This window comes from Methylobacter sp. (assembly GCF_036845245.1).
Lineage (GTDB): Bacteria > Pseudomonadota > Gammaproteobacteria > Methylococcales > Methylomonadaceae > Methylobacter_A.
The window spans coordinates 1-25,750 of the sequence record NZ_DAIUEH010000065.1 but is presented as its reverse complement, the minus strand read 5'-3'; the positions used below and the strand labels follow the sequence as shown (position 1 = coordinate 25,750).

Annotated in this window: 24 protein-coding genes; 15 read left to right on the top strand and 9 right to left on the bottom strand. The window is 46.5% G+C overall.

Going from position 1 to position 25,750, the window contains the following annotated elements; translation table 11 throughout:
- From V7051_RS24745 to V7051_RS21585, 3 genes are all read right to left on the bottom strand, one after another.
- Positions 1 to 272, bottom strand: a 272-nt coding sequence (locus tag V7051_RS24745; RefSeq protein ID WP_442919735.1) for a calcium-binding protein, incomplete at its 3' end; no start/stop codon positions are given.
- A 7-nt stretch (positions 273 to 279) separates the two neighbouring features.
- Positions 280 to 2,568 (bottom strand): calcium-binding protein, encoded by a 2,289-nt coding sequence (locus V7051_RS21590; protein WP_333878555.1) that lies wholly within the window; start codon positions 2,566 to 2,568, stop codon positions 280 to 282.
- 260 nt (positions 2,569 to 2,828) lie between these two features.
- On the bottom strand, positions 2,829 to 3,509 hold the full coding sequence (locus tag V7051_RS21585; RefSeq protein WP_333878553.1) for a CPBP family intramembrane glutamic endopeptidase: 681 nt from the start codon (positions 3,507 to 3,509) through the stop codon (positions 2,829 to 2,831).
- Positions 3,510 to 4,279: 770 nt separating this feature from the next.
- On the opposite strand from V7051_RS21585, the gene V7051_RS21580 reads away from it, so the two are divergent.
- Positions 4,280 to 4,987, top strand: coding sequence for a transposase (locus V7051_RS21580; protein ID WP_333878552.1), 708 nt, complete (start codon positions 4,280 to 4,282; stop codon positions 4,985 to 4,987).
- A 38-nt stretch (positions 4,988 to 5,025) separates the two neighbouring features.
- On the opposite strand, the gene V7051_RS21575 is transcribed toward V7051_RS21580, so the two are convergent.
- From V7051_RS21575 to V7051_RS21560, 4 genes are all read right to left on the bottom strand, one after another.
- Positions 5,026 to 5,922 carry a DUF6973 domain-containing protein gene (locus V7051_RS21575; protein ID WP_333878551.1) on the bottom strand — a complete coding sequence of 299 codons (897 nt, stop codon included), beginning with the start codon at positions 5,920 to 5,922 and terminating at the stop codon, positions 5,026 to 5,028.
- Positions 5,923 to 5,932: 10 nt separating this feature from the next.
- Positions 5,933 to 6,535: a hypothetical protein gene (locus tag V7051_RS21570; protein WP_333878549.1), complete on the bottom strand. Its 603-nt coding sequence runs from the start codon at positions 6,533 to 6,535 to the stop codon at positions 5,933 to 5,935.
- Between the two features lie 119 nt (positions 6,536 to 6,654).
- Positions 6,655 to 6,846, bottom strand: coding sequence for a hypothetical protein (locus tag V7051_RS21565; protein ID WP_333878547.1), 192 nt, complete (start codon positions 6,844 to 6,846; stop codon positions 6,655 to 6,657).
- Between the two features lie 51 nt (positions 6,847 to 6,897).
- Positions 6,898 to 7,485, bottom strand: coding sequence for a hypothetical protein (locus V7051_RS21560; protein WP_333878545.1), 588 nt, complete (start codon positions 7,483 to 7,485; stop codon positions 6,898 to 6,900).
- 774 nt (positions 7,486 to 8,259) lie between these two features.
- On the opposite strand from V7051_RS21560, the gene V7051_RS21555 reads away from it, so the two are divergent.
- The 4 genes from V7051_RS21555 to V7051_RS21540 are packed head-to-tail and all read left to right on the top strand — an operon-like array spanning position 8,260 to position 10,971.
- Complete coding sequence (locus V7051_RS21555) at positions 8,260 to 8,559, top strand: DUF6763 family protein (protein WP_333878543.1); 300 nt, start codon at positions 8,260 to 8,262, stop codon at positions 8,557 to 8,559.
- A gap of 15 nt (positions 8,560 to 8,574) precedes the next feature.
- Complete coding sequence (locus V7051_RS21550; protein ID WP_333878542.1) at positions 8,575 to 9,420, top strand: ATPase; 846 nt, start codon at positions 8,575 to 8,577, stop codon at positions 9,418 to 9,420.
- An 18-nt stretch (positions 9,421 to 9,438) separates the two neighbouring features.
- Positions 9,439 to 10,503: a homoserine O-succinyltransferase MetA gene (gene metA / locus V7051_RS21545; protein WP_333878540.1), complete on the top strand. Its 1,065-nt coding sequence runs from the start codon at positions 9,439 to 9,441 to the stop codon at positions 10,501 to 10,503.
- Entirely contained in the window at positions 10,504 to 10,971 is a 468-nt protein-coding gene (locus V7051_RS21540) for a nucleoside deaminase (protein ID WP_333878539.1), read from the top strand.
- Between the two features lie 17 nt (positions 10,972 to 10,988).
- On the opposite strand, the gene V7051_RS21535 is transcribed toward V7051_RS21540, so the two are convergent.
- Complete coding sequence (locus V7051_RS21535) at positions 10,989 to 11,393, bottom strand: hypothetical protein (RefSeq protein ID WP_333878537.1); 405 nt, start codon at positions 11,391 to 11,393, stop codon at positions 10,989 to 10,991.
- 222 nt (positions 11,394 to 11,615) lie between these two features.
- On the opposite strand from V7051_RS21535, the gene purM reads away from it, so the two are divergent.
- Positions 11,616 to 12,659, top strand: a complete 1,044-nt coding sequence (purM, locus tag V7051_RS21530; protein WP_333878536.1) for a phosphoribosylformylglycinamidine cyclo-ligase — start codon at positions 11,616 to 11,618, stop codon at positions 12,657 to 12,659.
- Positions 12,660 to 12,729: 70 nt separating this feature from the next.
- On the opposite strand, the gene V7051_RS21525 is transcribed toward purM, so the two are convergent.
- Positions 12,730 to 15,378, bottom strand: coding sequence for an EAL domain-containing protein (locus V7051_RS21525; protein ID WP_334168774.1), 2,649 nt, complete (start codon positions 15,376 to 15,378; stop codon positions 12,730 to 12,732).
- Between the two features lie 316 nt (positions 15,379 to 15,694).
- Here V7051_RS21525 and V7051_RS21520 point away from each other — a divergent pair, with 316 nt between their 5' ends.
- From V7051_RS21520 to V7051_RS21480, 9 genes are all read left to right on the top strand, one after another.
- Positions 15,695 to 16,042 carry an FUN14 domain-containing protein gene (locus V7051_RS21520; RefSeq protein ID WP_333878533.1) on the top strand — a complete coding sequence of 116 codons (348 nt, stop codon included), beginning with the start codon at positions 15,695 to 15,697 and terminating at the stop codon, positions 16,040 to 16,042.
- A 16-nt stretch (positions 16,043 to 16,058) separates the two neighbouring features.
- Positions 16,059 to 16,415: a metalloregulator ArsR/SmtB family transcription factor gene (locus tag V7051_RS21515; RefSeq protein WP_442919688.1), complete on the top strand. Its 357-nt coding sequence runs from the start codon at positions 16,059 to 16,061 to the stop codon at positions 16,413 to 16,415.
- 56 nt (positions 16,416 to 16,471) lie between these two features.
- Positions 16,472 to 16,951: an arsenate reductase ArsC gene (locus V7051_RS21510; protein WP_333878531.1), complete on the top strand. Its 480-nt coding sequence runs from the start codon at positions 16,472 to 16,474 to the stop codon at positions 16,949 to 16,951.
- 179 nt (positions 16,952 to 17,130) lie between these two features.
- Complete coding sequence (gene arsB, locus V7051_RS21505) at positions 17,131 to 18,219, top strand: ACR3 family arsenite efflux transporter (RefSeq protein WP_333878530.1); 1,089 nt, start codon at positions 17,131 to 17,133, stop codon at positions 18,217 to 18,219.
- A gap of 606 nt (positions 18,220 to 18,825) precedes the next feature.
- Positions 18,826 to 22,476 (top strand): ATP-binding protein, encoded by a 3,651-nt coding sequence (locus V7051_RS21500; protein WP_333878529.1) that lies wholly within the window; start codon positions 18,826 to 18,828, stop codon positions 22,474 to 22,476.
- Positions 22,469 to 23,092 (top strand): condensin complex protein MksE, encoded by a 624-nt coding sequence (locus V7051_RS21495; RefSeq protein WP_333878527.1) that lies wholly within the window; start codon positions 22,469 to 22,471, stop codon positions 23,090 to 23,092. Before V7051_RS21500 ends, V7051_RS21495 begins: the two co-directional genes overlap by 8 nt.
- On the top strand, positions 23,089 to 24,318 hold the full coding sequence (locus V7051_RS21490; RefSeq protein WP_333878525.1) for a hypothetical protein: 1,230 nt from the start codon (positions 23,089 to 23,091) through the stop codon (positions 24,316 to 24,318). Before V7051_RS21495 ends, V7051_RS21490 begins: the two co-directional genes overlap by 4 nt.
- Positions 24,315 to 25,199 carry a DUF7281 domain-containing protein gene (locus tag V7051_RS21485; protein WP_333878523.1) on the top strand — a complete coding sequence of 295 codons (885 nt, stop codon included), beginning with the start codon at positions 24,315 to 24,317 and terminating at the stop codon, positions 25,197 to 25,199. The genes V7051_RS21490 and V7051_RS21485 overlap by 4 nt, the downstream gene beginning before the upstream one ends.
- Before the next feature lie 387 nt (positions 25,200 to 25,586).
- Positions 25,587 to 25,750 (top strand): transposase (locus tag V7051_RS21480; protein ID WP_333878556.1); only part of this gene is annotated, 164 nt, incomplete at its 3' end.

The following is a 25,750-nucleotide window of genomic DNA, read 5'->3' as shown; positions in this document are numbered from 1 at the left end:
GCTCCGCCGTCAATCGTGTCGTTGCCGTTGCTGTCGGTGATGGTATCGTTACCACCTAACCCATAGATAATATTGTTGTCGGTAAAGCCGGTGAGGGTATCCGTGTTTTCAGTGCCGTAGATGATATTGCCCAACACCGATAGCTGGGCCGCACTCAGGCTGCTGCCGTCGGCAAACTGGGCCTGCTCGATCTGGTAAGCGCTGCTTCCATACCAGTTTTCAACGGTGACCTGATCGGTAGCGGTCGGATTGGCCGGGTCGTTGACTTTGATTACCAGATTAACGCCCGAACGGGACCATCAGGTCGCTTGCCGCAATCCCCGTCCCGAACACCAGCTTGTCGGTCTTGTTGGCGTTGTAGTAGTCATAGTCGCTGATCGTGTCCTGACCGTCGCCCCGGTTGAACAGATAAGTATCGGCGCTGCTGCCGCTCTGGATGCGGTCGTTGCCGGCACCGCCGGTAAAAGTGTTGGTGTAATTGTAGTTGGCTTGAGTCGAGGCATACACCTGGATCAAGTCGTTGCCCGCACCGCCTTCGACGGTATTGTTGGCGCCACCGCTGAAAGTCACCGTGTCGTTGCCGTCGCCGCCGCGCAGTATATTCGTGCCGGAACCTTGGTCGTTGATTACGTCATCGCCGGCTCCGCCGTCAATCGTGTCGTTGCCGTTGCTGTCGGTGATGGTATCGTTACCACTACCTCCGTATATGGTGTCATTGCTAATACCTGCATTGATCGTATCATTACCAGCGGCACCGCTAATTACATCATTACCACTACTTGGACCATTCAAAACATCATTTCCACTCTCCCCAAAGACATAAACATCCCCAGCCACAGCCGTTACTGTTCCGCTGCCGATGTGTATATGCCAATTGTTCAATTCTGTTTGCAACTGCGGGTCGAGGCTAACTTTTCCTGCATATTCAATAAGCCTGTCTATGTCTACTCCGCTCCATCCAAATGACTGAAGCTTTTGCCCCTCAACGCGGTTGAGTTCCAACATGTCAAGTAGTGCACTTTTGGCGTCGGTGAGGCTGAGTGTATCCAATGCTGTATTTATACCGCTGGTATCTACGCTGATGCCGTCGGCATTGAGTTCTAAAGTGATCGCGTCGAGATAGGGTTTGAAACGTGTTTGTACCAGTAGGTTGTCATAAACGGAGCTTTTTAACGCTTGATAGCTTTGCTCAATCAGCACTTGTTGTTCGTGCAAAATGGTGTAGCTGAGTGTTGCGCTGGGATCGGCTGGCAGTTCTTGGAAGGTCCGGCCATTGATTTTTTCAACCAGGCTGAGTTTGTCCATGAAGGCGGCATAGGCGGGTGTGCCTGCGGCTATGCCTTCGAGTGTGATGGAGGTGTGGCTGACGCCGTTGGTCAAAGTGGCTGCACGGGCTGCGGTGGTGGTAAATGTGCTGGTCGCCGACCACTGGCTGAGCAGATTGTCCAGCATGGATTTTTGTATATCGCTGGTGACGGCGGCATATCGGCTGAGGGTTGAGGCCAGTTCAGGTGAGCGGGCGGCGGCGTCTCTCAAGCCCCTGACCATGCCGGCGCCTCGCATATCGGGCAGTGCCAGTATTTGCTCAGTCAGCGGAAGGGCGTCTGTAAATTGGCTGTAGAAAGGGTTTTCGGTAAGGTTAATAACGCCAGCCAACCCCGTAGCTCCGCCGCTATGGATATAGTTGCCGGTTTCAGTAAGGATGTTGCCGTTGCCTTGCGCGGTGTTGACGGTGGTGTTGCTAAGATTAATGTCTGTTATCTGATAGGCGTCGAGGGTGAATAGTTCGTTGCTTTGGCTGATGCCGTCCTGGTTGAGATCACGCCAGACTCTGAGGCTGGCGAAGTTGGTGTCTTGTGCATTGACGATGCCGTCGTGGTTGCTGTCGAGATCGGCCAAGGCATTGAAGCCGTTGGTCGCCAGCGTACCGTCGGATTTGATGGTGGAGTCGCCAAACAATTCGCGCCCGTTATCTATCGTGCCGTTGCCGTTCCTGTCCCAGACCACAAAGCCGTCATTGGCACTGATCCAGCCGGTGGCGGTCTTGACGCCGTCTGCGTTTTGGTCGAACAGAATGGGAGATGCGGTGTTGATGCCGACGGTCTCGATACCGTTGTCGTTGAGGTCGAGGACAAGCGGGTCGCGGCGGACTGGCGGGCGAACAAAAGTTTGGGAGTCGCCGTATTTGCTGTTGGCCAAGGGGTCGAAGCCGGAACCAGAACCGTAGCCTGAACCTGAACCTGAACCTGAACCTGAACTGGAAGGTGTTCCCGATGCATTAGCCTTAGCAGGCAACAATAAGTCACCGATGTCCTGGAGATATTTTTCAATCGCGCCTCGTATATCACCGCTCACCGGAGTATTGTTATCGGGTTGTTCAGGCGGGGGACCCTCAAAAATACCAGTTAGTGCGCGAAGCAAATAAAGCATTGCATCACCGACAGGACCACCGATAGGGCTGCTGGGTGCAGGGGGAGGACTAATCGTAATAACATCACCGGGTTGAATAGGAGTAGAACTAGCGGAGTTAGGCGTGGTAATAGTTCCAATCTGCTCACCGTTATGCATTATTGTAATTGTCCCGTCAGCATTAGCGACGCCAGTAAGTGGTGTGCCCTGATATACACCCTCGGGGCTAATAGTGCCAATAACATGATCATTATATTCAATGAGGCGCGAATCACTTCCATTAACTGCGTGTATAACAACTTTATCGGTCATCTTATTCTCTCCAAAATGTATCAGTAAAATTAAATTGGCTGCGTTCAAATATCGCGGTTCTTGTTTTTACATCAAATAAATATTTTTTAAGCCGTATTTGCTCGTAATTATTTAGATATCCACGCCAGCATGAATGAAAAAAGAAACAGGTCCGCTATAAAATGCATGGTTATAAGGTTAAAGAGATTACGTTTTTTATAGTAATAAAGTAACGTTATCATTGAATATATTGCCGTTACGATTACGGCTGTAAATCCTTGAGAAGCATGCGTTATAGCAAATAGCGGCGATGCAATCAGAATAGGTTTATAGAGTTTGGTTTTGCCTTCAAAACAGCGTATTAAGATCCATTTGTAAAGCCATTCCTCATGTATGGCTGCTGTGCTTGCCAAATAAAGTACGCCCCAAAAACCCATCTTGCTGATAACCAAGTAATTAATGGATTTTAAAAAAGGAATATTTTGGTTGATTCCCGAATAATTAAATTTGTTGATATATACATAAAAGCAAGCAAATGCAAACCCCAAAAAAACAAACATAAGAAAACCGCTAATGGAAATGCGGAATTCCGAAAAGAACTCTCTTAATGATCCAGGGATGGTTTTGAATATATATATCGCAATTAATAGCGGCCATAGAAAATGCGTTGTGGCATCGACAAGAATCCTAATTCCTGCCGTTGAATGCAGAGAAAAAATGGGCAATAAAAATGATGCATAAGCTGCGAAGAAACATTTTGTATATACCGTGTGTGCGAAGGGATGCGTATTTTTTTTTGGTTCAGACATTCGGTGTAACCTTTCAATTTTTTAGGGGTAATAGCTCTCGGCATTGCTAGCTTTTGTATATTTGCCAATATTCATCGGGACGTACCATGATTCTTTTATCCTACTTTCCTCCATATACGCAATTTCTTTTGTCAGCGTATCAAGGTCGTGCCTTATCATGATGTTAAGAACAAAAATAGGGACGAACAAAAATAGGGACGCAGCTTGATATTCCAGGGAGGTTTTTTGATATTTGAATTTGCTAAAAATGTATCTAGATTTTTGAGTGGGTTGCTTCGAGTAAGAAGTTTGGCTTGATACACGCTCAATGTCTATATTTTTGTGATGGTAATCATATTTTTTAATCTCTGTATCGGCTACGTTTTTTCCAGAATGTGCTGTAGTCTAGTTGGCGCAGTTTTGTTTCTAAGCGGAATGGAGTTCTGATGGCAAATGATGGATAAAACAGCTTGGGCACAAAGAGGAGGTTTACATTATATATTTCCTGAATTTTTATAATGCCACTGATAACTCGTTGTTCCGAGTATGGTAGTTACCGGATGGTTCGGCTTGACCGTATTTGCAGGCTTGGTAGCGGATTATTAGCTGCGGTGAATAAAACCAGGTCTTTCTTTTTGGCCCTTTTTTATCCTGAAAGTTGTGGTCATCCCTGACCACTTCAAGGTTTTCAGGAAGCAAACCAAGTGTAGAAATATTACCCGAGTAACTGGGGTCAGAGTAAACTTAAATTCTGCTATACTGCGCCTACTCTTTAATTTCGGGTAAAACAAATGGCAAGACTGTCCAGAGTGTGTCCAATTGGGATACCCCAGCATGTGATTCAACGTGGCAATAATCGACAGGTGTGCTTTGGCGGTGAACCAGATTTTGCGGCTTATGCGGGTTGGCTGAAAGACTACTCTAAAAAATATCAGGTAGATATTCATGCTTGGGTATTAATGACCAACCATGTGCATCTGCTGTGCACACCGAGAGTCGAGAATGCGGTCAGTCAGATGATGCAATCGCTGGGTAGGCGCTATGTGAGATATTTCAATTTTAGCTACAAGCGGACAGGGACGCTTTGGGAAGGCCGATTTAAATCTTGTCTGGTACAGGAAGAAGGTTACCTGTTACAACTTTATCGTTATATTGAGTTAAATCCGGTCAGAGCAGGGATGGTGGAACAACCCTCAGATTATGCTTGGTCGAGTTACCCGATAAATGCTTTGGGAAAAATATCGGAGTTGTGTACACCTCATCCCGTGTACCTTGCGTTAGGCAGTGAGCCAATAGAGCGGCAGTCAAGGTATCGTGAATTATTTAAACATCATATCGAGGGAAAATTGCTGGAAGATATTCGGCTTGCGGCAAATAAAGGTATGGCATTTGGCAATGGGCGATTTGAAGCGGAAATCGAAAGTTTGACCGGACGGAGAATGACACCAAAAAAGATGGGGCGACCCGTTGGCTGGAGGAAGAAAAAGGCAGATGAATGACTTAAGTTTACTCTGACCCCAGTTATTTCTGACCCCAGTTATTTGAGGGTGGACAGTTCATTACTTTGGCTGATGCCGTCCTGGTTGAGGTCACGCCAGACTCTGAGACCGGCGAAGTCGGTGTCTTGTGCATTGACAATGCCGTCGTGGTTGCTGTCGAGGTCGGCCAAGGCATTGAAACCGCCGGTCGCCAGTGAGCCATCGGATTTGATGGTGGAGTCGCCAAACAATTCGCGCCCGTTATCTATCGTGCCGTTGCCGTTTCTGTCCCAGACCAGCAATCCGTCATTGGCGTTGATCCAGCCGGTGGCGGTTTTTACGCCATCCGCGTTTTGGTCGAACAGAATGGGCGATGCGGTGTTGATGCCGACGGTCTCGATTCCGTTGTTGTTAAGGTCGAGAACAAGCGGGTCGCGGCGGACTGGAGGGGGGACGAAGGTTTGGGATTTGGTGAAAGTATCATTAATCGTATTTTTAATGTTATCCCAAGTGGATGGTTCTGACCATTTTCTGGCTTCATTCGGATCAAGTGGATTATTGATAGTTTTCCCCTCGTTAACGCGGTCATATATCCATTTTTCAAGTGAATCGGTGGTTTGCCCTGTATCTTTTGCATCTTGCCAACGGTGGTATTCTTCTCTTCCAACGTTGTTGTTGAACTTGTCCATGTTTTCTTCTGTAGCAGCTATAACTGGATCTGGATCACGGTGGGTTGCTTCATGATAGTCCATACCAAGTTTTGATATAGCGTCTGAAGAATGTTCCGATAACAATGCACTGCCATAGGCATGCCTAAATGCATCATATGCGTCATTGCGGTATCCAGTTGTAACTGGAAATCCTCCCAAACTATTGGCAATAGCCGCTGAATCACCAGGTGATGTTATGTTTGTGCCTAATATTGTGGTTAATGCATCTGCAATAAATTCACTCATTTAATTATCCTCATTGAAAAAAGAAGTAGATAACGTCAGGAAATAATTTGCTACCTAATTTGAATGAAACTTCTAGTTTTTTTTCTGTACAAAGTCCTTTATTATCATTTAGGTAACTCATCGTTTCATCATTCCACAATCTCATTGGAATGCGTACACGAGATGTCGAACCATCTAAAAAAAACAACCATAACAGGTATCCATCATGGTCAGACGTTTCATTAAAACCGTTTACCTTCTCGCCAATTCGTTCTTCAAAATGTGCTTGAGTTGCATATGGCCACTGAGCGCAAGCCCTTACGATTTTCTTATTACTAAAATCTTGTAAAGATATAGGCTGCAAATTTCTAGATTGTCTAACCTTGTCGATAGCTTTAGCTATTTTATATTCAAGAACAAGATCGTAACCGTAGTAAATTCCACGCTCATAAAAATATATAAATCTAGGTCCAAATAAGGATATTAAAACAATAAATATTAAAATTAATAAGCTCTTACCAAATATGTTTATTATTTTCTTTAGGAATAAAATAGGAGCGGAGTCCGATATTTTGGCATTAGAAGACGTATCACCATTCTTTTTCATGCCTGTTTTTCCTCTATATTTCATCATTCGCAATCCCACTTACCAGCAAGTCATAGCCAGTGCCACTCAGATGACGTTAGCATCATTGTAAAAAGTGTCAGGTTTTGAATTGTGCATTTCTTCAAAACAACTTGGTTATGCATAATTCAAGACCTGACATTTTTCCCTAAACCGTTAATTGAAGCCTGTTGAGCATCAACACCCGCTTGAACCAGCCTATTGTAAGTGTTGGTGTAGCCTTCGTAAAAATCAAAAACTGCGCCACGGTAGGTACTAGCAGCATTCTGCAATTGCTCTTGAGTGAAAATAATTGAGCTGGAGCTTGTTTCGGTAGGCATGTTTATCTCCGTTTTTATATGTACGTAAAAGATGATGTTGAATTTGCTGTATTACTTACTAAGCCCGATACGACTCATTCGTTTTTTTAGACGAAGTAGAAGCTCATTAATGAACATAAATGGCGCATATAGGGAAGCCATTCCCGCAAAGATCATTCCTCCGACAAAAACTGCAAACGAAATATCCCATTGAGATAAAGCGATTAGAGATCGTATTTTACGATCCGGTTTGGCAATATAGCTTTCATGCGGACCAATAAAAACTAATGCATAAAACACTAGAATCATAAGTAGTGTGCCTAATGTCAAAATCAACAAACGGCTGGTGCTTGCTACTTTTAGAGGGTCTGAATTAAGGACAATTGTTTTTCTACAATTAAAAAAATAATACAAGGCATAGGGCGAAAATATCAGATACAACACAAAAATCATCGATTTCGTATGAATGTCAATGCCTGCTTTCTGAATAAATCTTAACAAACCTATGTGCTGAGCAGCCGGGGTCGATATATCGATCCCTAGCCAATCTCCTAGCAATATTCCAAACAACAGCGGTATAACCAGATAGAAAAAGATTGGTTTGTTGCTAGAGTAAGATAGTGGTGACATAACAGATGGCACGCCACAATTCTTTTTCATGCTATTTTTCTCCATATTTCATTACGTGCAATTTTTTTGTCAGCGTATTACTGCCCGTGCCTTACTATGATCTTAAGAACAAAAAATAGGCATGGAGCGTGATATTCCAGGGATTAGTATTTGCGATTTTTCGACGTTTGAATTTACTAAAAATGTATCTAGCTTTTTAAGTAGGTTGTTTCGGGTGAGAAGTTTGGTTTGTTACACGCTCAATGTCCACATATTTTAGTCACTCTGTTCGATACAGCGCAGTTCCATGGATGTCGTCCCCTCAAGTTTTTTCCAGAATATATTGTAGTCTTGTTGTCACAGTTTTGTGTTTTGGCGGAATGGAGCTGTGACGGTAATAGACAATATAGTGAGGGAAGGACATTATGCATTTCTATAATTCGGCTAATGATTGCTGCTCCGCTCGTGGCAGTTTCAGGCGGTTCATGTCTCAATGGTTCGGACAGCCCATATTCACGCGATTGGCAGCGGATTATTGGCTGCGCTGAATAAACATTCGGACAGGTAAGGAGGGCTATTGTTTTTACATTCAAGCCGCGTCAAATTCTTGCAAGAACGTAGAGCTTCCTTTATAAATATAATGCCTGAACGCTTCTAAAGCAGCGTTAGAACAGGCTTTAACGTAGACTTCAAACAAAAGGCCGTAGATGAATCAGCCCAGGCCCATACAAAATACTTTTGTATTTTCTTTAGCATTGTTAGTAATATCACTTACCTTTAGATATTTTGTATCGAAACACCCTAGTTAAGCATTGAGGAATAATCATGACCACAGTAGCAGACCCCATCATCGGCAGTTGGTACAAGGATGTAGAAAACAATCTGAAATTTAAAGTCATCGCGGTTGAAGACGGCGACGACTCCATTGAAGTCCAATACCTTAATGGGGATATTGGCGAATATGATCATGATAGTTGGTATAGCTCGACTTTTGATTATATTGAGGACCCTGAAGACTGGAGCGCGCCTTTTGACGATCTTGAAAGCGACGACCTGGGCTACAGCGATCCCGACGAACACAGACCCAATCCTGAAGATATGGATATCGAAGACTACCTGGATTAATTAGGAAACCATCACATGAAAATGAGTCCTCAGGAATTCCTGGACTGGAAAACAAAACGCATTACCCTGCTGGCAATGTCCGGCGCGGGAAAAACCACGCTGGCCAATAAGTTGCCCAAAGCGAAATGGTTTCATTATTCGGGCGATTACCGGATCGGCACAAAATACCTGGAAGAGCCGATCCTGGACAACATTAAGCGTCAGGCCATGCGCGTTCCGTTTTTGCGGGAGTTGTTGCTTTCCGACTCTATCCATATCAGCAACAAGATAACGGTTGATAATCTGGCTCCGGTTTCCAGTTTTCTCGGCAAGCTCGGCAATTCTGATTTGGGTGGTTTGTCTTTACAGGAATTCAAGCGCCGGCAAAAACTGCATCATCAGGCTGAGATTGCGGCGATGAACGATGTGCCGGAGTTTATTTATAAAGCGGTAGACATTTACGGCTACGAGCATTTTGTCAATGATGCGGGCGGCAGCGTTTGCGAGCTGGACAGCCCCGAGGTGCTGGAAACGCTGGCGGAAAATACATTGATTGTCTATATCAAAATACCGCCGGCGTTGGAGCAAACCATTATTGAACGTGCCAAGTCCGATCCCAAGCCGCTTTATTATCGGGAAGAGTTTCTTGATGAAAAAATCGCCGAATTCATGAAGCTTAAAAACTATTCGTCTACCGATGTTATGGAGCCGGATGATTTTGTTTCCTGGGTGTTTCCCGAGTTGTTCAAATCCCGCTTACCCCGCTATCAGGCTATCGCCGATCAATACGGCTATACCATCGATGCGAATGATGTCGCCACCGTTAAAGGCGAGGATGATTTTATCCGGCTTGTCGCTGATGCGCTGGCTGCTCAGCAATGATATGAACGGAGTCGAATTATGCCTTTAGTTGCTCATACCGATTTACCGACCTTTCAGCGCCTTCGCGAAGAAGGTGAGGAAATATTAGACCCTGATCGAGCCAGTAATCAGGACATACGGGAAATGCATATCGGTCTGCTCAACATGATGCCGGATGCAGCCCTGGAAGCGACGGAAAGGCAGTTTTTTCGATTGGTCGGAGCCTGTAATCAGATTGTTCAATTCCATGTTCATCCTTTTACCATTGAAGGGCTGAAAAGAAGCCCGGAAGCACAGGCCCATATCGCTAAATATTACGAACCCTTCGAACAAATCAAACGGGACGGTCTTGATGCGCTGATCATCAGCGGCGCCAATGTGACTCATCCCAGCTTGCCTGAAGAAGATTTCTGGCAACCGTTGACCGAGGTTTTTTTCTGGGCCAAGGAAAATGTCACTTCGATACTGTGTTCGTGCTTGGCTACCCATGCCTTGATTCAATACTATTACGGCATTGAGCGTAGCCGCTTGCCGGCCAAGCGCTGGGGGGTGTTTTCGCACAAGTTGACCAATCGAACCCATCCGTTGGTTGCCGAAATCAATACCCGTTTTGATGTGCCTCATTCCCGCTTTAATGAAATATTCCAGAGTGACATGGAACGGCATGGACTTAGAGTTCTAGCCGTCAGCAATGAAGCCGGTGTGCATCTTGCCGTCAGCCCGGATGGGTTTCGCATTGTGTTTTTTCAGGGGCATCCTGAATATGACGACATCAGCCTGTTGAAAGAATACAAGCGCGAAGTCCTGCGCTTTTACCGCGCCGAAAGGGATGACTATCCGCCGTTTCCGGAAAATTATTTTAATGATGCGGTTCAGCAGATTTTGGTCCGTTATGAGCAGCAGGTCAGGTCAGCCAAGCAGAACGGGCAGAGGCTGGAGGAGTTTCCGGAAAACCTGATTCTGGAACATATTGATAATACTTGGGGCGACACCGCAAAAGCGGTATTCAACAATTGGCTGGGAAAAATATATCAACTGACCCATCAGGAACGCGGCCTGCCTTTTATGGAGGGCATCGATCCAAACAACCCCTTAGGTTTATAGATGCATGAAGAGTTTTTGCAGCAAGCGATTGATCTGGCGGTGGAAAATGCGAAGTCAGGGCAGGGCGGGCCTTATGGGGCGATTATCGTAAAAGATAACCGGCTGATTGCCGCCAGCGGCAACAAGGTCACCACTGCGCTTGATCCTACCGCTCATGCGGAAGTGATGGCTATACGACTGGCCTGTCAAAAACTGCATGACTTCCAGTTGCAGGGCTGCATTCTATACTCCAGCTGCGAACCCTGCCCGATGTGCTTAGGTGCAATTTACTGGGCGAGGCTCGAAAAAGTCTATTTTGCCTGTAGCAGGCATGATGCCGCTGCCGCCAACTTTGACGACAGCTTCATTTATGATGAGATTTCTGTTTTGCCGCATGAACGTCGCATTGCCATGTTGCATTTAAGCCTGCCGAATGCGATGCAACCTTTTAATATTTGGGCAGAAAAGAGTGACAAGGTGCTTTATTGAATTTCAGGGATAAAGCGTTATTTATCGGCTATTTTAAGCAACCATCCGGCTTGGTCATAACACCCTAATGTTGCTGTGGCTTTGACATTGATCCTGACAAAAGTTCCATTTAAAGCCGCGGGCAGTTTAGCTTTGACCCGGTGAAAACTGCTGTTGCTTTCAACGGTATGCTCGAGATTTTGATTTTTAATCGTCAATTTGATGGTGTCCGGATTAACCCAAGGCGAGACCAGAAAGGACAGCGTAGATTCAGGCGGAACTTCGGTTTTTTCCGGTTCTTTATAGATAGGAAGATTGAAGTCTCTAAATTGGGGTTTTTTGCAAATCTCGTCTGTTTTACCTGGATCATAGGCCATTGCTGTGTCGGTCAGTAATACCGCTGCAATAAATAGTATAGGGCTAAGCATTTTTGTTACGTTCATATCCACTCCTCGAAAAAGACATTGTGTTGTCATGGGCAGTTTCGGTTGATTCCTGTATGACAGGGAACTGCATTAATTATTATTTTAACTTGCCGAAACATTTGCACAAACGCTACGGCAACACCTGATAGATAAAGCCTACACATATTCATATCCTTCAGACAAAACCGATGATGTCTTGTACAATATCGGAAGTTTAAATTTTAGCAAGAGAACACCACATTGAGCGAACAAAATCAAGAAAGCTTGAATTATAAAAGTGCCGGCGTTGATATTGAGGCCGGTAATGCATTAGTTGAACGCATCAAGCCTATTGCTGCCAGAACACGGACGGCAGGCGTCATGGCAGGTTTAGGCGGTTTCGGTTCGATGTTTGAACTGCCGCTGGACCGTTATCAGCATCCTGTTCTGGTTTCAGGTACTGATGGCGTGGGCACCAAGTTAAAGTTGGCCAATGAGTTGGGAATTCATGACACTATCGGCATCGACCTGGTTGCGATGTGCGTCAATGATATTATCGTTCAAGGCGCAGAGCCTTTATTTTTCCTTGATTATTTTGCCACCGGCAAGCTCGATGTCGATACCGCCGCAGCGGTTGTCGATGGCATCGGTAAAGGTTGTGAGCTGGCAGGCGCGGCACTGGTCGGTGGCGAGACAGCAGAAATGCCGGGCATGTATGCGGATGGCGAGTATGATCTGGCCGGTTTTTGCGTCGGTATCGTGGAAAAAAGCAAAGTGCTTGACGGCAGCAAAGTCAAAGTCGGCGACAAGCTGATCGGCATTGCGTCATCCGGCCCGCATTCCAACGGTTATTCATTAATCCGGAAAATCATTACTCACAGTCATTCAGCGCTGACCGATACGTTCAATGGCAAAACGTTGGGTGCCGCCTTATTGGAACCGACCAAAATCTACGTTAAATCGTTGTTGTCGTTGCTGGATAAAGTGCCGGTACACGCGTTTGCGCATATTACCGGCGGCGGATTAACCGAGAATCTGCCTCGGGTACTTCCGGTAGACACCAACGCACATATTGATCTTGCCTCTTGGGAGTTCCCGGATATTTTCAAGTGGTTGCAGGAAAAAGGTAATGTCTCTGAAGCAGATATGCTAGTTACCTTTAATTGCGGTATCGGCATGATAGTCTGCGTTGCTGCCGAAGATGAGCGGACAACGCTGGAAACTCTTGCCCAACTGGGCGAAGCGGCTGTTACTATCGGCGAACTGGTTGCGTCTGAAGGCAAGCCTGAAGTTATCTACCTGTAACTTGGCAGATATCACACCACGATGATCATGAAGAATTAAACATAACACTTCATGATCATCGTACTAAAAATTAATCAAAATTTTGGTTTCGTAACAATTCAATAAAAGCTTCCGCTGAAACCGGCGGGCTAAGGATGTAACCTTGGTACAAATCGCATTTTTTCTTCCGTAAGAACGCCAGTTGTTCCGGTGTTTCCACGCCTTCGGCCAGGACTTTGAAGCCCAGAATATGTCCCATCGCGATAATCGTCGCGGCAATTTCCATATCGTCCTGAAGATGGGGAATATCATCGATAAAGCTCTTGTCGATTTTCAACACATCCAGCGGAAAGTGCTTCAGATAAGCCAGCGACGAAAAACCGGTACCGAAGTCGTCAATGGCAAGCCGGATGCCCTGAGCACGCAGCTGGTTCAGAAGCGTCATAACATTGTCCTGGTTTTCCATCAGTCCACTCTCCGTCATTTCCAGCTCCAGGTATTTAGCTGGAAAACCTGTTTCAGTCAGTGCTGTAGCAACTAACGCGCTAATATCGCCGCGCCGGAACTGGTGGGGAGAGACATTGACCGCCAAGGTTAGCGGCGGCAACCCGGCATCCAGCCATTGCTTGCCTTGGCGACAGGTTTCCCGCAGTACCCATGCGCCAATTTCCAGGATCAGCCCCGTTTCCTCGGCAATCGGGATAAAACGGAGGGGAGGAATCAATCCTTCTACCGGGTCCAGCCAGCGAACCAACGCTTCGGCGCCAACTATGCGCCCACTTTCAATGTCCATTTGCGGTTGGTAGAAAACACGCAGTTCTCCTTGCTCGATCGCCCTCCGCAGCCGGGTTTCCAACGCAATCCGTTCACGGGCTGCAATCGTTTGGTCTTCAGAAAAATAGGCGTAGCAGCCGCGACCTTGATCCTTGGCTTGATACAATGCGGCATCGGCGTGATCCATGAGTATCTCATAGCTCGCCCCATGTTCAGGATACAGGCTGATGCCGATGCTGGCGCCAATCTGGACATCGTTGCTTTGGGTTAGGTGAAAAGGCTTGCTTAAAACGAAGATGATTTCCGCGGCCACTCGTGCAGCATCTTCTGCATGTGCGATGTCTTCGAGCAATACAACAAACTCATCGCCACCCAAACGCGCTACCATATCTACGTCACGCAATCTTGCCGAGATACGTACAGCGACTTGTTGTAGCAGCTCATCACCGGCCAAGTGGCCCATACTGTCATTGACCGCTTTAAAGCGATCCAGGTCAAGCATCAGCAATGCCAATTGCTTACCGTCACGCCGATCCACTTCGATGCTGTGTTTAAGACGTTCCTGCAAAAGTCGGCGATTAGGCAGTTGGGTCAGTGGATCATAAAAAGCCAGTTGCCTGATTTCCTCTTCGGCGGCCTTGCGTGAAGTGATATCGGAGAACGAAGCAACATAATGATTGACTTGATTATTTTGTTCATCGGGTTCTTTGACGGCTGTGATAATAAGCCATTCAGGGAACAGCTCGCCATTTTTGCGCCGATTCCATATTTCACCCTGCCATGCGTCGTTGCGATTGATACTCTCCCACATTGATGCATAAAAAGCTTCGTCATGCTGCCCCGAGCTCAGTAAATTAGGCGTTTTACCGATGACTTCTTCGGCGCTGTAACCGGTGATCCGGGTAAAGGCCTGATTGACCTTGAGGATAACATTATTGGCGTCGGTAACCAGCATCGCATCCTGCAATTCAAACGCCGTGGCGGCGATGCGGAGTTCCACTTCGGTCTGCTTATGTTTAGTGATGTCGGTAATGAAGCCGTGCCAGAGTACCGATCCGTCAGTCTGCTGCTGCGGTAGCGCATTGCCGAACAACCAACAAACCGATGCATCGTCAAACTTCAGGCGATATTCCTGCCGCCATGGCGTTAAGTCCCGAGCCGATACTTTAAAGGAAGTCTTGAAATTTTCCAGGTCATCCGGATGCAACGCAGCAAGTGCCTTGGTCGCATCTTCGCTGACTTCTTCAGGGCTAACCCGATAGATAGTGCGAATGGCTTCGTTGGCGTAAGGAATGCAGGAACTGCCGTCAGGAAATAGCTGAAACTGGAACACCAGTCCCGGCACCTGGCTGGCTATTTTCTGGAGCCGATCCAATGCATCCAAGCTTGCCTGTTCGGCCTTCTGGCGTTCAATGACCTCTTTCGCCAGTTGCATGGTGCGTGATGAGAGCGAATCGTACATCGAAAGCATGGTTTCGATCAGTACCCGCATCGCTCCGCTCATTTCCTGGTCGGCTTGCTCCTTAGCCTTATTTAACGGTACACCCGACTGCACCGCCAACACCACCTTGGCCATGCGCATATCGGTATCCAGAATATGAAAAGCCAGCCATTGGGTCAGGAAAGTGAGAATTTCCTCAATCACTTCATCCAGCGGCCTGACGGTTTTTCCAGCCATTATTCTGTTTACTGTCGCCAGAAATCTCCTGTGATCATTTTTATGCTTCGTTTCCCAGACATCATCAGGAAAGAAAGAGTGCCACACGCGTTCTTCCGCCTGAAAATGATAAATAGCATATTCAGCCAAGTCGTTGAAGACTTTGTTCAAGGTGGGTATGTCGGCTTGATAAGCCAGATGACCGGCCAGCACATTGAGTAGATCAACCAGCTTTTGATGTTGTTCATCAATCAGCGGTACTCCAACTTCGAAATTTTTATTCCATGGAAAAACTTCAACTGAATACATAATACTCTAAGGATTTGGCAGGGGGCTTTTGTGGTAAGGATTGGAAATATTGTACGCTTATAAGGCTTTTTAATGGCTATGATATTCGTTGCTGAATTCTAACAGGCTGACTGCTTCTGCTCGCATAGCGGTATAGCTTTGTTTTCTGACAGGATTGAGTTTAGTGATAAAATGGAAAATATAAGCAATAGGTCATTTTTATCGCCAGAAAGAGCTAATGCGGCTTTTGTAGTTTTTAGTGGAAATAAAAAGCTATGAGCGGTGGCAGCAAAGACTAAAAATTATCTCAATCACAGCACAGCGGAAATTCAGAACCATGAGTACCCATCCAGTCGATACAGCATCTTTTACCGACATTTTCTCCTCAACCTTTTTGATCGGCAATGTCGGCGCTCCGTTCGTTATCGGATTGGCTGTCGGCTATTTTGCTAAAAAGATGTTACGCACGGCGTTATTTCTGGGAGGCGCGGCTATCGTACTATTGTTTGTTGCGGAATATTTCGACATCATCAATATAACTGATGAAAAACTGCAACATATCGCCAGCGCGGCCACAGAAGCCGCAAAAAGTTCCAGCGGCTTTTTGGTTAATCGCCTGACCAGTATTACCAGCAAGGGCGTCAGCGGGGTTGGCGGCTTTTTTGTCGGACTCAAGCTGGGCTAGTTTTCCTGATGCACTCATGATGATAACACCAACAACATTATTTAAATGTCTGGCCGATGAGACCCGCTTGCGTTGCGTGGTTTTACTGCATACGGAAGGCCGGCTCTGCGTTTGCGAGTTAACCCATGCACTGGATTTATTACAGCCCAAAATCTCACGCCACCTGGCGCAATTGCGACAAAGCAATCTGCTGCTGGACAGTCGCGAAGGACAGTGGGTGTATTATCAAATTAACCCTGAATTACCGGCCTGGGTTTTTGAAATTCTGGATATCACCGCCAAACAGTTCGCTACCCATGCCAAGCAGCAAAAAGACGCCAGCCGTTTACAGGCAATGGACGATCGTCCCGACATAAGCAAATATTGCGGCTGAATTTTTTTGCCCTATAATATTCGTTTATTCGAATATATAAATATTGGGAGTGAGTCATGTTAAAAATTCTGATCTTGTGTACCGGGAATTCTTGCCGAAGTGTTTTGGGCGAGGCGCTTATTAATCATTTGGGCGGCGACCGGTTTCAAGCTTTCTCAGCCGGTAGTCATCCGACCGGCAAGGTAAACGCCAACGCACTGGCGACATTAAAACGTCACGGTATCCCAACCGAAGGTTTTTCCAGTCAGTCCTGGGATGAATTCGACGATAAAGGCATCGATATTGCGATTACCGTTTGCGACAGCGCTGCCGGTGAAGTTTGTCCCGTCTATCTTAATAACGTGGTCCGGGCACATTGGGGTTTGCCGGACCCTGCTCATGTCAGCGGCAGTCCTGAAGTCATTGAGCAGGCTTTCGAGGCGACCTATGCAGCCCTGGAAAAGCGTATACATCAGTTTCTGGCGTTGCCGGTTGAAACAATGTCCGAGCCGGAATTGACCGGGGCGTTGAACAAGATCGGCGCAGAAACCCTTTAAGGCTGCTCCCATCCAAGATCATCCTACTGTTACGCATTGTTTCTCACCACGAAGACACGAAGAACACGAAGAAAAAATATAGACTTCGTGCTCTTCGTGTCTTCGTGGTGAATAAAAGAATCGGATATACAGGGCATATTTTTTACTGATATTCCCCCATCTATTGGGAAGAGACGACCATGAATACACAATTCGACCACGCTCCAAAGCGTTTGGGGTTCGTAGAGCGGTTTCTGACGCTATGGATATTTATCAGCATGGCAGGCGGGATCGCGCTGGGTTATTTCATGCCCAGTTTCACCCAATGGCTGACCCGTTTTCAGGTGGGTACTACCTCCATGCCTATCGCCATCGGCCTGATCTTGATGATGTACCCGCCGTTGGCTAAAGTGCGCTATGAAGAGCTACCCACCGTTTTCAAGAATACCAAGGTTCTGTTGCTGTCCTTGATCCAGAATTGGATTATCGGCCCGGTGCTGATGTTTGCGCTGGCTGTTATCTTTCTTCGGGACTACCCTGAATATATGGTGGGGTTGATTATCATCGGTCTGGCTCGATGTATCGCCATGGTTCTGGTCTGGAACGAGCTGGCCGAGGGCGATGCCGAATACTGTGCAGGTTTGGTGGCGTTCAACTCGATCTTCCAGATGTTGTTCTTTTCCGTTTATGCTTATATTTTCGTCACTGTGTTGCCGGATTGGTTGGGTATTGCTTCCGGTCTTGAAGTTCAGGTTACGATGATCCAAGTCGCCAAAAGCGTGTTGATTTATCTGGGTATTCCTTTTTTCGGCGGCATGTTTACGCGTTTTTTCCTGGTGCGGCGCAAGGGTCTGCAATGGTATGAGGAAACGTTCATGCCTAAAATCAGTCCGATTACCCTGATTGCGCTGCTGTTTACGATCCTGGTCATGTTCTCCCTCAAGGGCGAATATATTGTGCAGCTGCCAATGGATGTAGCGCGCATCGCCGTACCGTTGGTCATCTACTTCCTGATCATGTTTCTGGTTACGTTTTATATGTCGGCCAAAGCAGGAGCGGGGTATCCCGTTAGCGCTACATTATCGTTTACTGCGGCCGGCAATAACTTCGAGTTGGCCATCGCGGTAGCCGTAGCGGTTTTCGGGCTGCAATCCGGTGAAGCTTTTGCCGCAGTCATCGGTCCTTTGGTCGAGGTTCCGGTATTGATCGGATTGGTCAAGGTGGCGCTTTATTTTAGGCAAAAATTCTTTTCGCCTTTGGAGGCGATTAGTGGCGAAATTCCAGAGTAGATGCCCGGATGATGTCTGTCCATGCGCCCCTTAAGCCCATTTCCATAAAAGAACATGCTTAAGTTACGCATTTTTCTCACCACGAAGATACGAAGAGCACGAAGAAAAAACATAAACTTCGTGTCTTCGTGGTAAATAAGAGGGACAAATGTCTTTTATTTTGGTTATTTACGATTCATGCAGGCAAAAAAAATGCGGCTGATTAGGCCGCATTAGATAAGGATATAAAACTCTGAATTCCGAGGAGGAAGTTTGCATCTCAAGAATTACAATTATATTAGCGATAAATGATAGATAATGGAATGTGACATATTGTCGCGTGCCAGAATGTCGCAAAGGTTTGGGCGGAACAAATCATTCGTGCTTTTCGATGTACTCAGACGCAGTCAAGTTCTGGAAAACTGCAACATACACTTTTATACTCTCAAAGAGCGTGTCAATTGTCATCATTCCCACGACGGAGCGCGGGAATGATAATATGACCGATTTGGCGACTCGGACCAAGCCAACAAAATAACAATATCAACCTGCACTCAGTCGACGGAGATTATTCGCCTTATTTCCCTGCAACTGAATACAGTCGGTAATCAATCGATAGAAAATAAAATGTACTCATTAAACCGCTTGATCCTCATTGATTCATACAAACCCGGTGAATTGGTGGAAGTTCGCCTGGATGGACATACCAATCTTAACGGCGTTAATGGCGCCGGTAAAACCACGTTATTGCGCTTAGTGCCGCTGTTTTTCGGCGAACGGCCAGGGCGGTTAGTGCCGAAAAGCCGGGTTACCGACAGTTTCGCCAAGCATTACCTGCCTAACGAGTCTTCTTATATTATTTTTGAATATCAGCGACATGAGCAAACCTGTATGGCGCTGATGTACGCCTCTCCCAATGAAGAAGGGCTGTGTTATCGCTTTGTCGATAAGGGGTTCGATAAGGACGACTTTATTGAAACCCACCGGGATGGATCGCATTATCCGGTTTCTTGCCGAGGCCTGCGTACGCATTTTCTTAAGCGGCATATTAATTGTAGCGACCAGATTACCGCCTGCAGCGATTACCGCACGGTGATCCAGAATTTACCGCACAAGAAAGGCCAGGAATTACGTCAATTGGTCGCGCGCTACAGTTTTTGTAACGGCAGTGCCGGGCATCGGTTGAAAGATATAGAGAAAATCGTTACCGGAATGTTTATGCGTTCCACCGATTTTGCCGACTTGCGCGAAATGCTGGTGAACTGCATTGATGAAAACCGCGATTCCCTGGCTTTGGAATTGAAAATGGAAACGCTGGATGATTGGTATAAGGAATACCGTGCCTATCAGGAAACCGAATTGGAGCGGGATAAAATAGAGCGGCTCAACCGGTTGGAAAATGAGTTGCTTCACATTGAGCAAAGCTTGGGCGAACTTCAATATCGTTTGCAGCGTTTACGCAATCAAAACGAACAAAACCTGCAACAAGAGCAGGATGCCGGGAATGCGTGCAATAAGCAATTGGAGCAGCTCAAAAAAGACTGGGAAGCTCGGGAGCAGACGCTTGCAACCGAGTTAGCGGCGATCAGGGCCGGTTTGGTGCAAGAACGGAAACAACAAAAATCGTTGGAAGATGAAAAAGCCGACTGGGAAAAACAGGACGTACAGGGTAAAAAACAGTTGGTTGTCCGTCTGACGCAAATAAAGGATAGCCTGGATAGAGAGCGGGATAACCATAAGCAGTTGATGTCAGATGTGCAGGACATCGAAGCCGAGTTTAAACGCTTGAAAGCGGAAAAAGAACGGTATTTTGCCGAGCAACAGCATGGCTATGAAATCGGCATAAAAGACATACAAAATAAAGCGGCTGAAAGTAAGTCCGTAGCGAATAAAGATGTTGAGCAGCAAAAAGAATCGCTTAGGCTGGAAAATCAAAAGCAACAAGATAATCTGCATGTTGAGCAATTAAAATTGCAGGGCGAGTTGGGCGCGTTGAGCAGCCAGATTGCCCAAGTTCAACCGGATCCCGCCTTGATTGAAAACAGGGAAGCCAAGTTGGAGCTGCTTCATGCCATTCAGCAGCAAAAGGAGGAGGCGGGAAAGACCGTTAAAGCAATTGAAGCGGAATCAAAGAAAAACCAGGCGCAGATCGATGCGGTTGTTAACGAAAAGCGTAAACAGGATGAAGATAAACAGCGCATACAGCATGCGAGCGAACAACTGCAAAAACAACTGGATGCCAACCCGGACACCTTGCTGGGCTTTTTGCGCGAACATCAGCCGGATTGGATAAGCAACATAGCCAAAGTGATTAACCCGGAGTTGTTATTAAGAGACGATTTGGAACCGGCATCGCAAGCATTGGAGCAGAGCTTTTATGGCCTGAGCTTAAACCTGGATAATTTACAGGCCGACCATACCGCCGATGAAGAACAAATCCGCGCACTGCTGAGCGATGCCCGGAATCAATTAGGTCAGCTGAAAGCCGCCGAAGCCAACAGCGATGAACAGTTGCAGGCGTTAAAAAAGGTCGCATCCAGCCTGGAAAAACAAGGCAAAGACGCTGCTTTTAGCGCCGGTCAATTGCAAACGCAGTTAAATGGACTCAACGAAGAATTAAACTCGTTAAAACAGCAAATTGAACGCAGCAAGAAGGAGCGCAAAGCCAAACTGGAGCAGGAAAAAGCCAATCTGGACGAGCAAATCAAGTTAAGCAATAGTCGCTTGCAAGCGTTTAAACAACAGCTGGAAACCGAAATCCAGCGATTAAACCAGGAACTGGCGGCCAAAATCCGGCAGATCACCGAGGAGGCGTTGTTACAAGTCGAGCAAATGCAGCAGCTAATTAATAACGTCAATCAACAAAAAGACAGCGAATTGGCGCAATTGGAGCGGCAACGGATTCAGAGCTTGCAGGACAGAAAAGTCGATACCGCCACCTTAAAAGATCTTGAAACCAAAATCTGCCAATTGGCAGATGAACTAAAAGCCGCAGAACAGGCGGAACAACTGGTTAAGGAATATCAACGCTGGCTGGATAAAGACTGGTCTTTATATGATAGCCAGGTGGTTAAAGCCAGGGAAACGGAGGCGGAACTCAAGCAGCAACAAGCGCGATACGAGACGGAAACAGCCGATATGCAGCAACGACGCGCCGCCTTAAAAAAGGAACTGGAGCAAATAGCCGCCAAGCTGCAAAGGCTTGACAAGGAAATCAAAGCCATTAATAACCTGCTGGCTGAATTAGCGGGTTATGTTAAGCGTATCCCGGAACCCGTCGGTTTTGATAATGCCCACACTTTATCGTTGCTGCAGACCGATTGCCGCAAGTTAACCGAGCAACACAAGACGCTACGCAAGGATTTAGCCGGTCTGATTCGTCATTTGAAACAGGTGTTGGCGCGTTTTCCAGGCACACATCCGGGCCGCTATTATGCGCGTGTCGAAGATGAATTAGGCTTTGATAGCGATGAAATGGCTTGGTTGAGTCGAATTCAGGCTTGGTATGCGACAGAATCCGGTTCTGCTAGAAGTTGGTTAATGAGTCAGGCAAAACTTTTTGGCTACGCTATCAAAAATTATCAGCAGGCATTGGAGTGTTTTGACCGCGGCATTGATTCCTTGTCGCGTCGCTTGGCGGCGCATATCGACGGCAATATCCGTTTTGAGAAAATTGAACGCATCGAAGGGCGGTTAACGTCCAAGGTTACGACACTGGGTTACTGGGAGCAAATAGTCAGCTTCACCAAAAATTATGATGACTGGAGTCGAACTAATGACGAACAGTTGCCGTCCCCGGAATTTGCCGGCATCGTCAGACTGGTGTCCGAACAATTGAAAGGTAAAGGCCGGGTAGAAATGAAGCTGGTTAATTTGCTGGAGCTGGAAATCATTGTGACCGAAAATGGTCGTAGCAAACGGGCTACCCATGCCGAGGAATTGCGGCAGATTTCCAGTCATGGCTTATCGTACCTGATTTTATGCGTATTTTTTATTGCGCTGGTGAATATGATTCGTAAAGATCAACCTTTGAATATCATCTGGCCGATGGATGAACTCAAGGAATTACATCAAATGAATATTGAAGTGCTGGTGGAAATGCTGACTAAAAACCGGATTACCTTATTCTCGGCTTTTCCCGATCCTGATCCCGAAGTTTTAAGGCTGTTTAAGAACCGTTATCAGGTATTCGGCTATCGGGAGCTGATCGAAATGGACGTGGACGAGGATTATTTATCAGCACTTGAACCTCTGATAACGGCGGATGAACATGTTTGATCAATTATTAAAACGTTTGCTGCAAGGTGAATTTATTTGCGAAGTCATTGATGAAGCCGGTTTTCGTTATTTGCAAGACCCTGAAAATGCGGCGCAGGTGGATGCGTTTTTAACCCGCCTTGATTATCGCTTGTCCAGTACCCAGAACCGGCTGGCCTTTTTTGCGGCTTACCGGACGATAGACAGCAGCGCACGTAGCGACATCCGTAAAGTTTTTTATCAATTTCGCATAGAGTTGCAGCCGGTGGTTGAGTGGCTGGATATGATGATGTCCTGTTTAAACCAGGATACCGCATTATCGCCCGGCGACACACTGAGCTTTTCCGGCTTGTTGCAAGTCATCGAACAAAATCAGGCCTTGGCTGATCGTTTGCAGACCTTTGCAAAATTCAAGGACTTTACCAGTGGCGATGATTCGGTAAAAGGGCGGCTGGAGAAGCTGTTAACGACCCTGCAAAAATGGAATTACCTGAATTTAGCCAATCGCGACACGCTGATTTACCAAGTCACCGGCAAGCTGGATTATTTTTATCAGGCCTTGCAATTTATTCAGGAGCACGAACAAATCCCCGTCGAGCAGGGCGAAACCGATGCGATTCAGGGGAGCCTGTTTTGAGCCAGTCGCAACAAGGCTTGGAGCGCTTACTTAGAACATTAGCCGGTCATAGCGAGTTGATTGCGGAGGCTTATTTTACCGGCATGGTCTACAAGGACAATCAAAACCAGCGCGCGCTAAACCAGCTCAAACAATTGAAGGTGCTGGTTAATCATGACGCGGATGGTTATCGTATCACCGGGCGTTTGACTCAGTTTTTAGACAGCGCTTTGAGCAGTGACCGGGTTCGGCGACTGGATACCGATCTGGCCGACTGGATTGATACGCTGAAGCTACAAATCAGCCTGTATCAGGATGCCGAAGTTGAAAACCGGCTGGGCGATTGCGACAATTATTTTGCCGAAATTGAGCGGCTGATTTTCGATTTGTCCGATACCCTGGAAGAAAACACCCGCTATTTATCGATGCTGGTTAACAGCCGCTTCGCCAATGTGCGCACCCTGGCGGAAAAACAAAAACAGAATACCTTTTACATTTCCAGGCTGGAAAAACTGGTGAATGCCATCACCGCGCTGCAACCTGAATCTTTATTGGAAATGGTTGAAGATCAGCCGCTTATTTATGACTTACTGGATCATCAGCTGATTCGTAAATTACCTGTCTACCAGCAGCGTTTGCAGGATATTCTCGATAAGTTAAAAGTCTTTTTATTTGAGCTCAGGCAAATAGAGGCTAGAGCGCAATTAGTGCAAGGCTTTGCCTTTTTTCTACAGCAAAACCAGAATTACCAGCCGCTGGACTGGAGCGAGCGCGACAGCATTCCCGAGCACTGGAACCAGATCAAGCCTTTGGCATTGTTTGCCTATGCCGATCCGCTGGATCATGCGTTGGAAGAAGACTTAATCGAGATTGCGCAAAAAATCCGTATCGATACCGAAGTCATGTTGGCAAAACAAAAACAGCGTTCGTTAAGCGCGGTGTCTTTAAGCCCGCAAAACAAAACAACCTTGGACTTGCCGCTGTACCGAAAACAGTTAAGAGTGTATTTCGACAGGGTGCTGAAAAATGAGGGGCAGTCCATTTCAGCTGTGGCTTTTCAACAGGCTTTCGTGGATGACATCGAACCTTCGATCTGGTTGAGTTGCGTGCTGAATGAATGGTTAAGGCGGCAGCAACGCAATAAACGCTTGCGGATGGACTTGATTCAGGCCGATGTCGGTCAGCATTTTTCCGGTAACAAAAAAGTGAGGGATATTGTTCTTCAGTTTATGGGCGCTGACAATTGAACAAGCAATTGTTAAGCGTTATAGAGAGGGCGATCCGGTCTGACAACCAGCTTTTTCCGTTTAATCAGAGCTGGGAATATCTGCATCGGCAATACAATATCGGTCAAACACAAGGCAATAAGCTGAAAGTCACGCAGCAGGATAAGGATGACTTGATTGTGGTGGTTAAACATGAAAACGGCATCGATCTTGAGCAAATCTCGGTTGCTGATTTTGCGGCAATGAATCGCGAAGCGGCTTTATTTTTTGCGTTGGATGAGAAAATAGCCGGGCAGTCCGTTAAAAAAGATCGGCTGGCGATTAAAGCGTTAACCGGCAGGGCTTTGAAAATCAACGGGCTATCGTATTCATTACCGGGCAGCGGTTATCTGGATATGGCGTTGACGGATATAACCGGCACCGCGCATAACTGCATCCTGCTGATTGAAAACTATCGCTGTTTTGATCGTCTGGAAAAGATGCGGCTGAATTTGCCGGATCAATATGCCGATCCATTAGTGTTGTATCGAGGCGATAACGACTATAGTGAAAAGACGGTGCGGCAACTGTTGGCACAGCTCAACTTACCGGTACTAGCTATGGCTGATCTTGACCCCCAAGGCTTGTGTATTGCCCAATCCTTTCCGCATATTATCGGTTTAATAGCGCCTTGTTTAGCCAATTTGGAAGCTTTGCTTGAAGATAAGCAAAAAGCCAATCCCAAGCTGTATGACAAGCAGCTGGCCGATTGCCAAAACACTTTATTAACCAGCCCCCATAGCTTGATTAGACAGCTTTGGGGAATGATGAAAAAACATCAGGCGGGCATAGTGCAGGAATATTGGTTGCAGGCGGGCTGTGCGCTGGTGTTGCATAGATTGGATTCAGCAGAGCATCAGTAATCCTGCTGGGGGCGAGACGAACTACATCGACAGAATACCGGATTTAACCGAGTGCTGGTTTAAAGGCTGGTTTGTCAAAACGGCAGACAAATATCTGCCCATGCAGAATCCTGCATGGCAAAAAAATGCGGCCGATTAGGCCGCATTAGAGAAGGATATAAGACTCTGAATTCCGAGGAGGAAGTTTGCATCTCAAGAGTTGTAACTATATTAACGATAAATGTCGGGCAATGGAATGTGACATATTATCGTGTGTCGGCAATCAGAGTAGTTATCTGTTCTTTATTAGTCCGTAGTAAGGTTAAAAGCACCGCCTTTCAGGCGGTCAGATTTATCTATGATTTTTTGACGTATGATATGGCTCTGAACTGAAAAGTAGGTGAGCCTATGGATTACCGTTATGGAAGTCATACTGTTTTTAAAATTCAATATCATTTTGTGTTGGTCACAAAATACCGATACAAGGTATTGAAAGGTGACGTTGATTCGAAAGCTTTGAAGGAGTACAGGAAGCGTAACGTTAGTGGAGCGGCGTACGACGACCCCCGCGT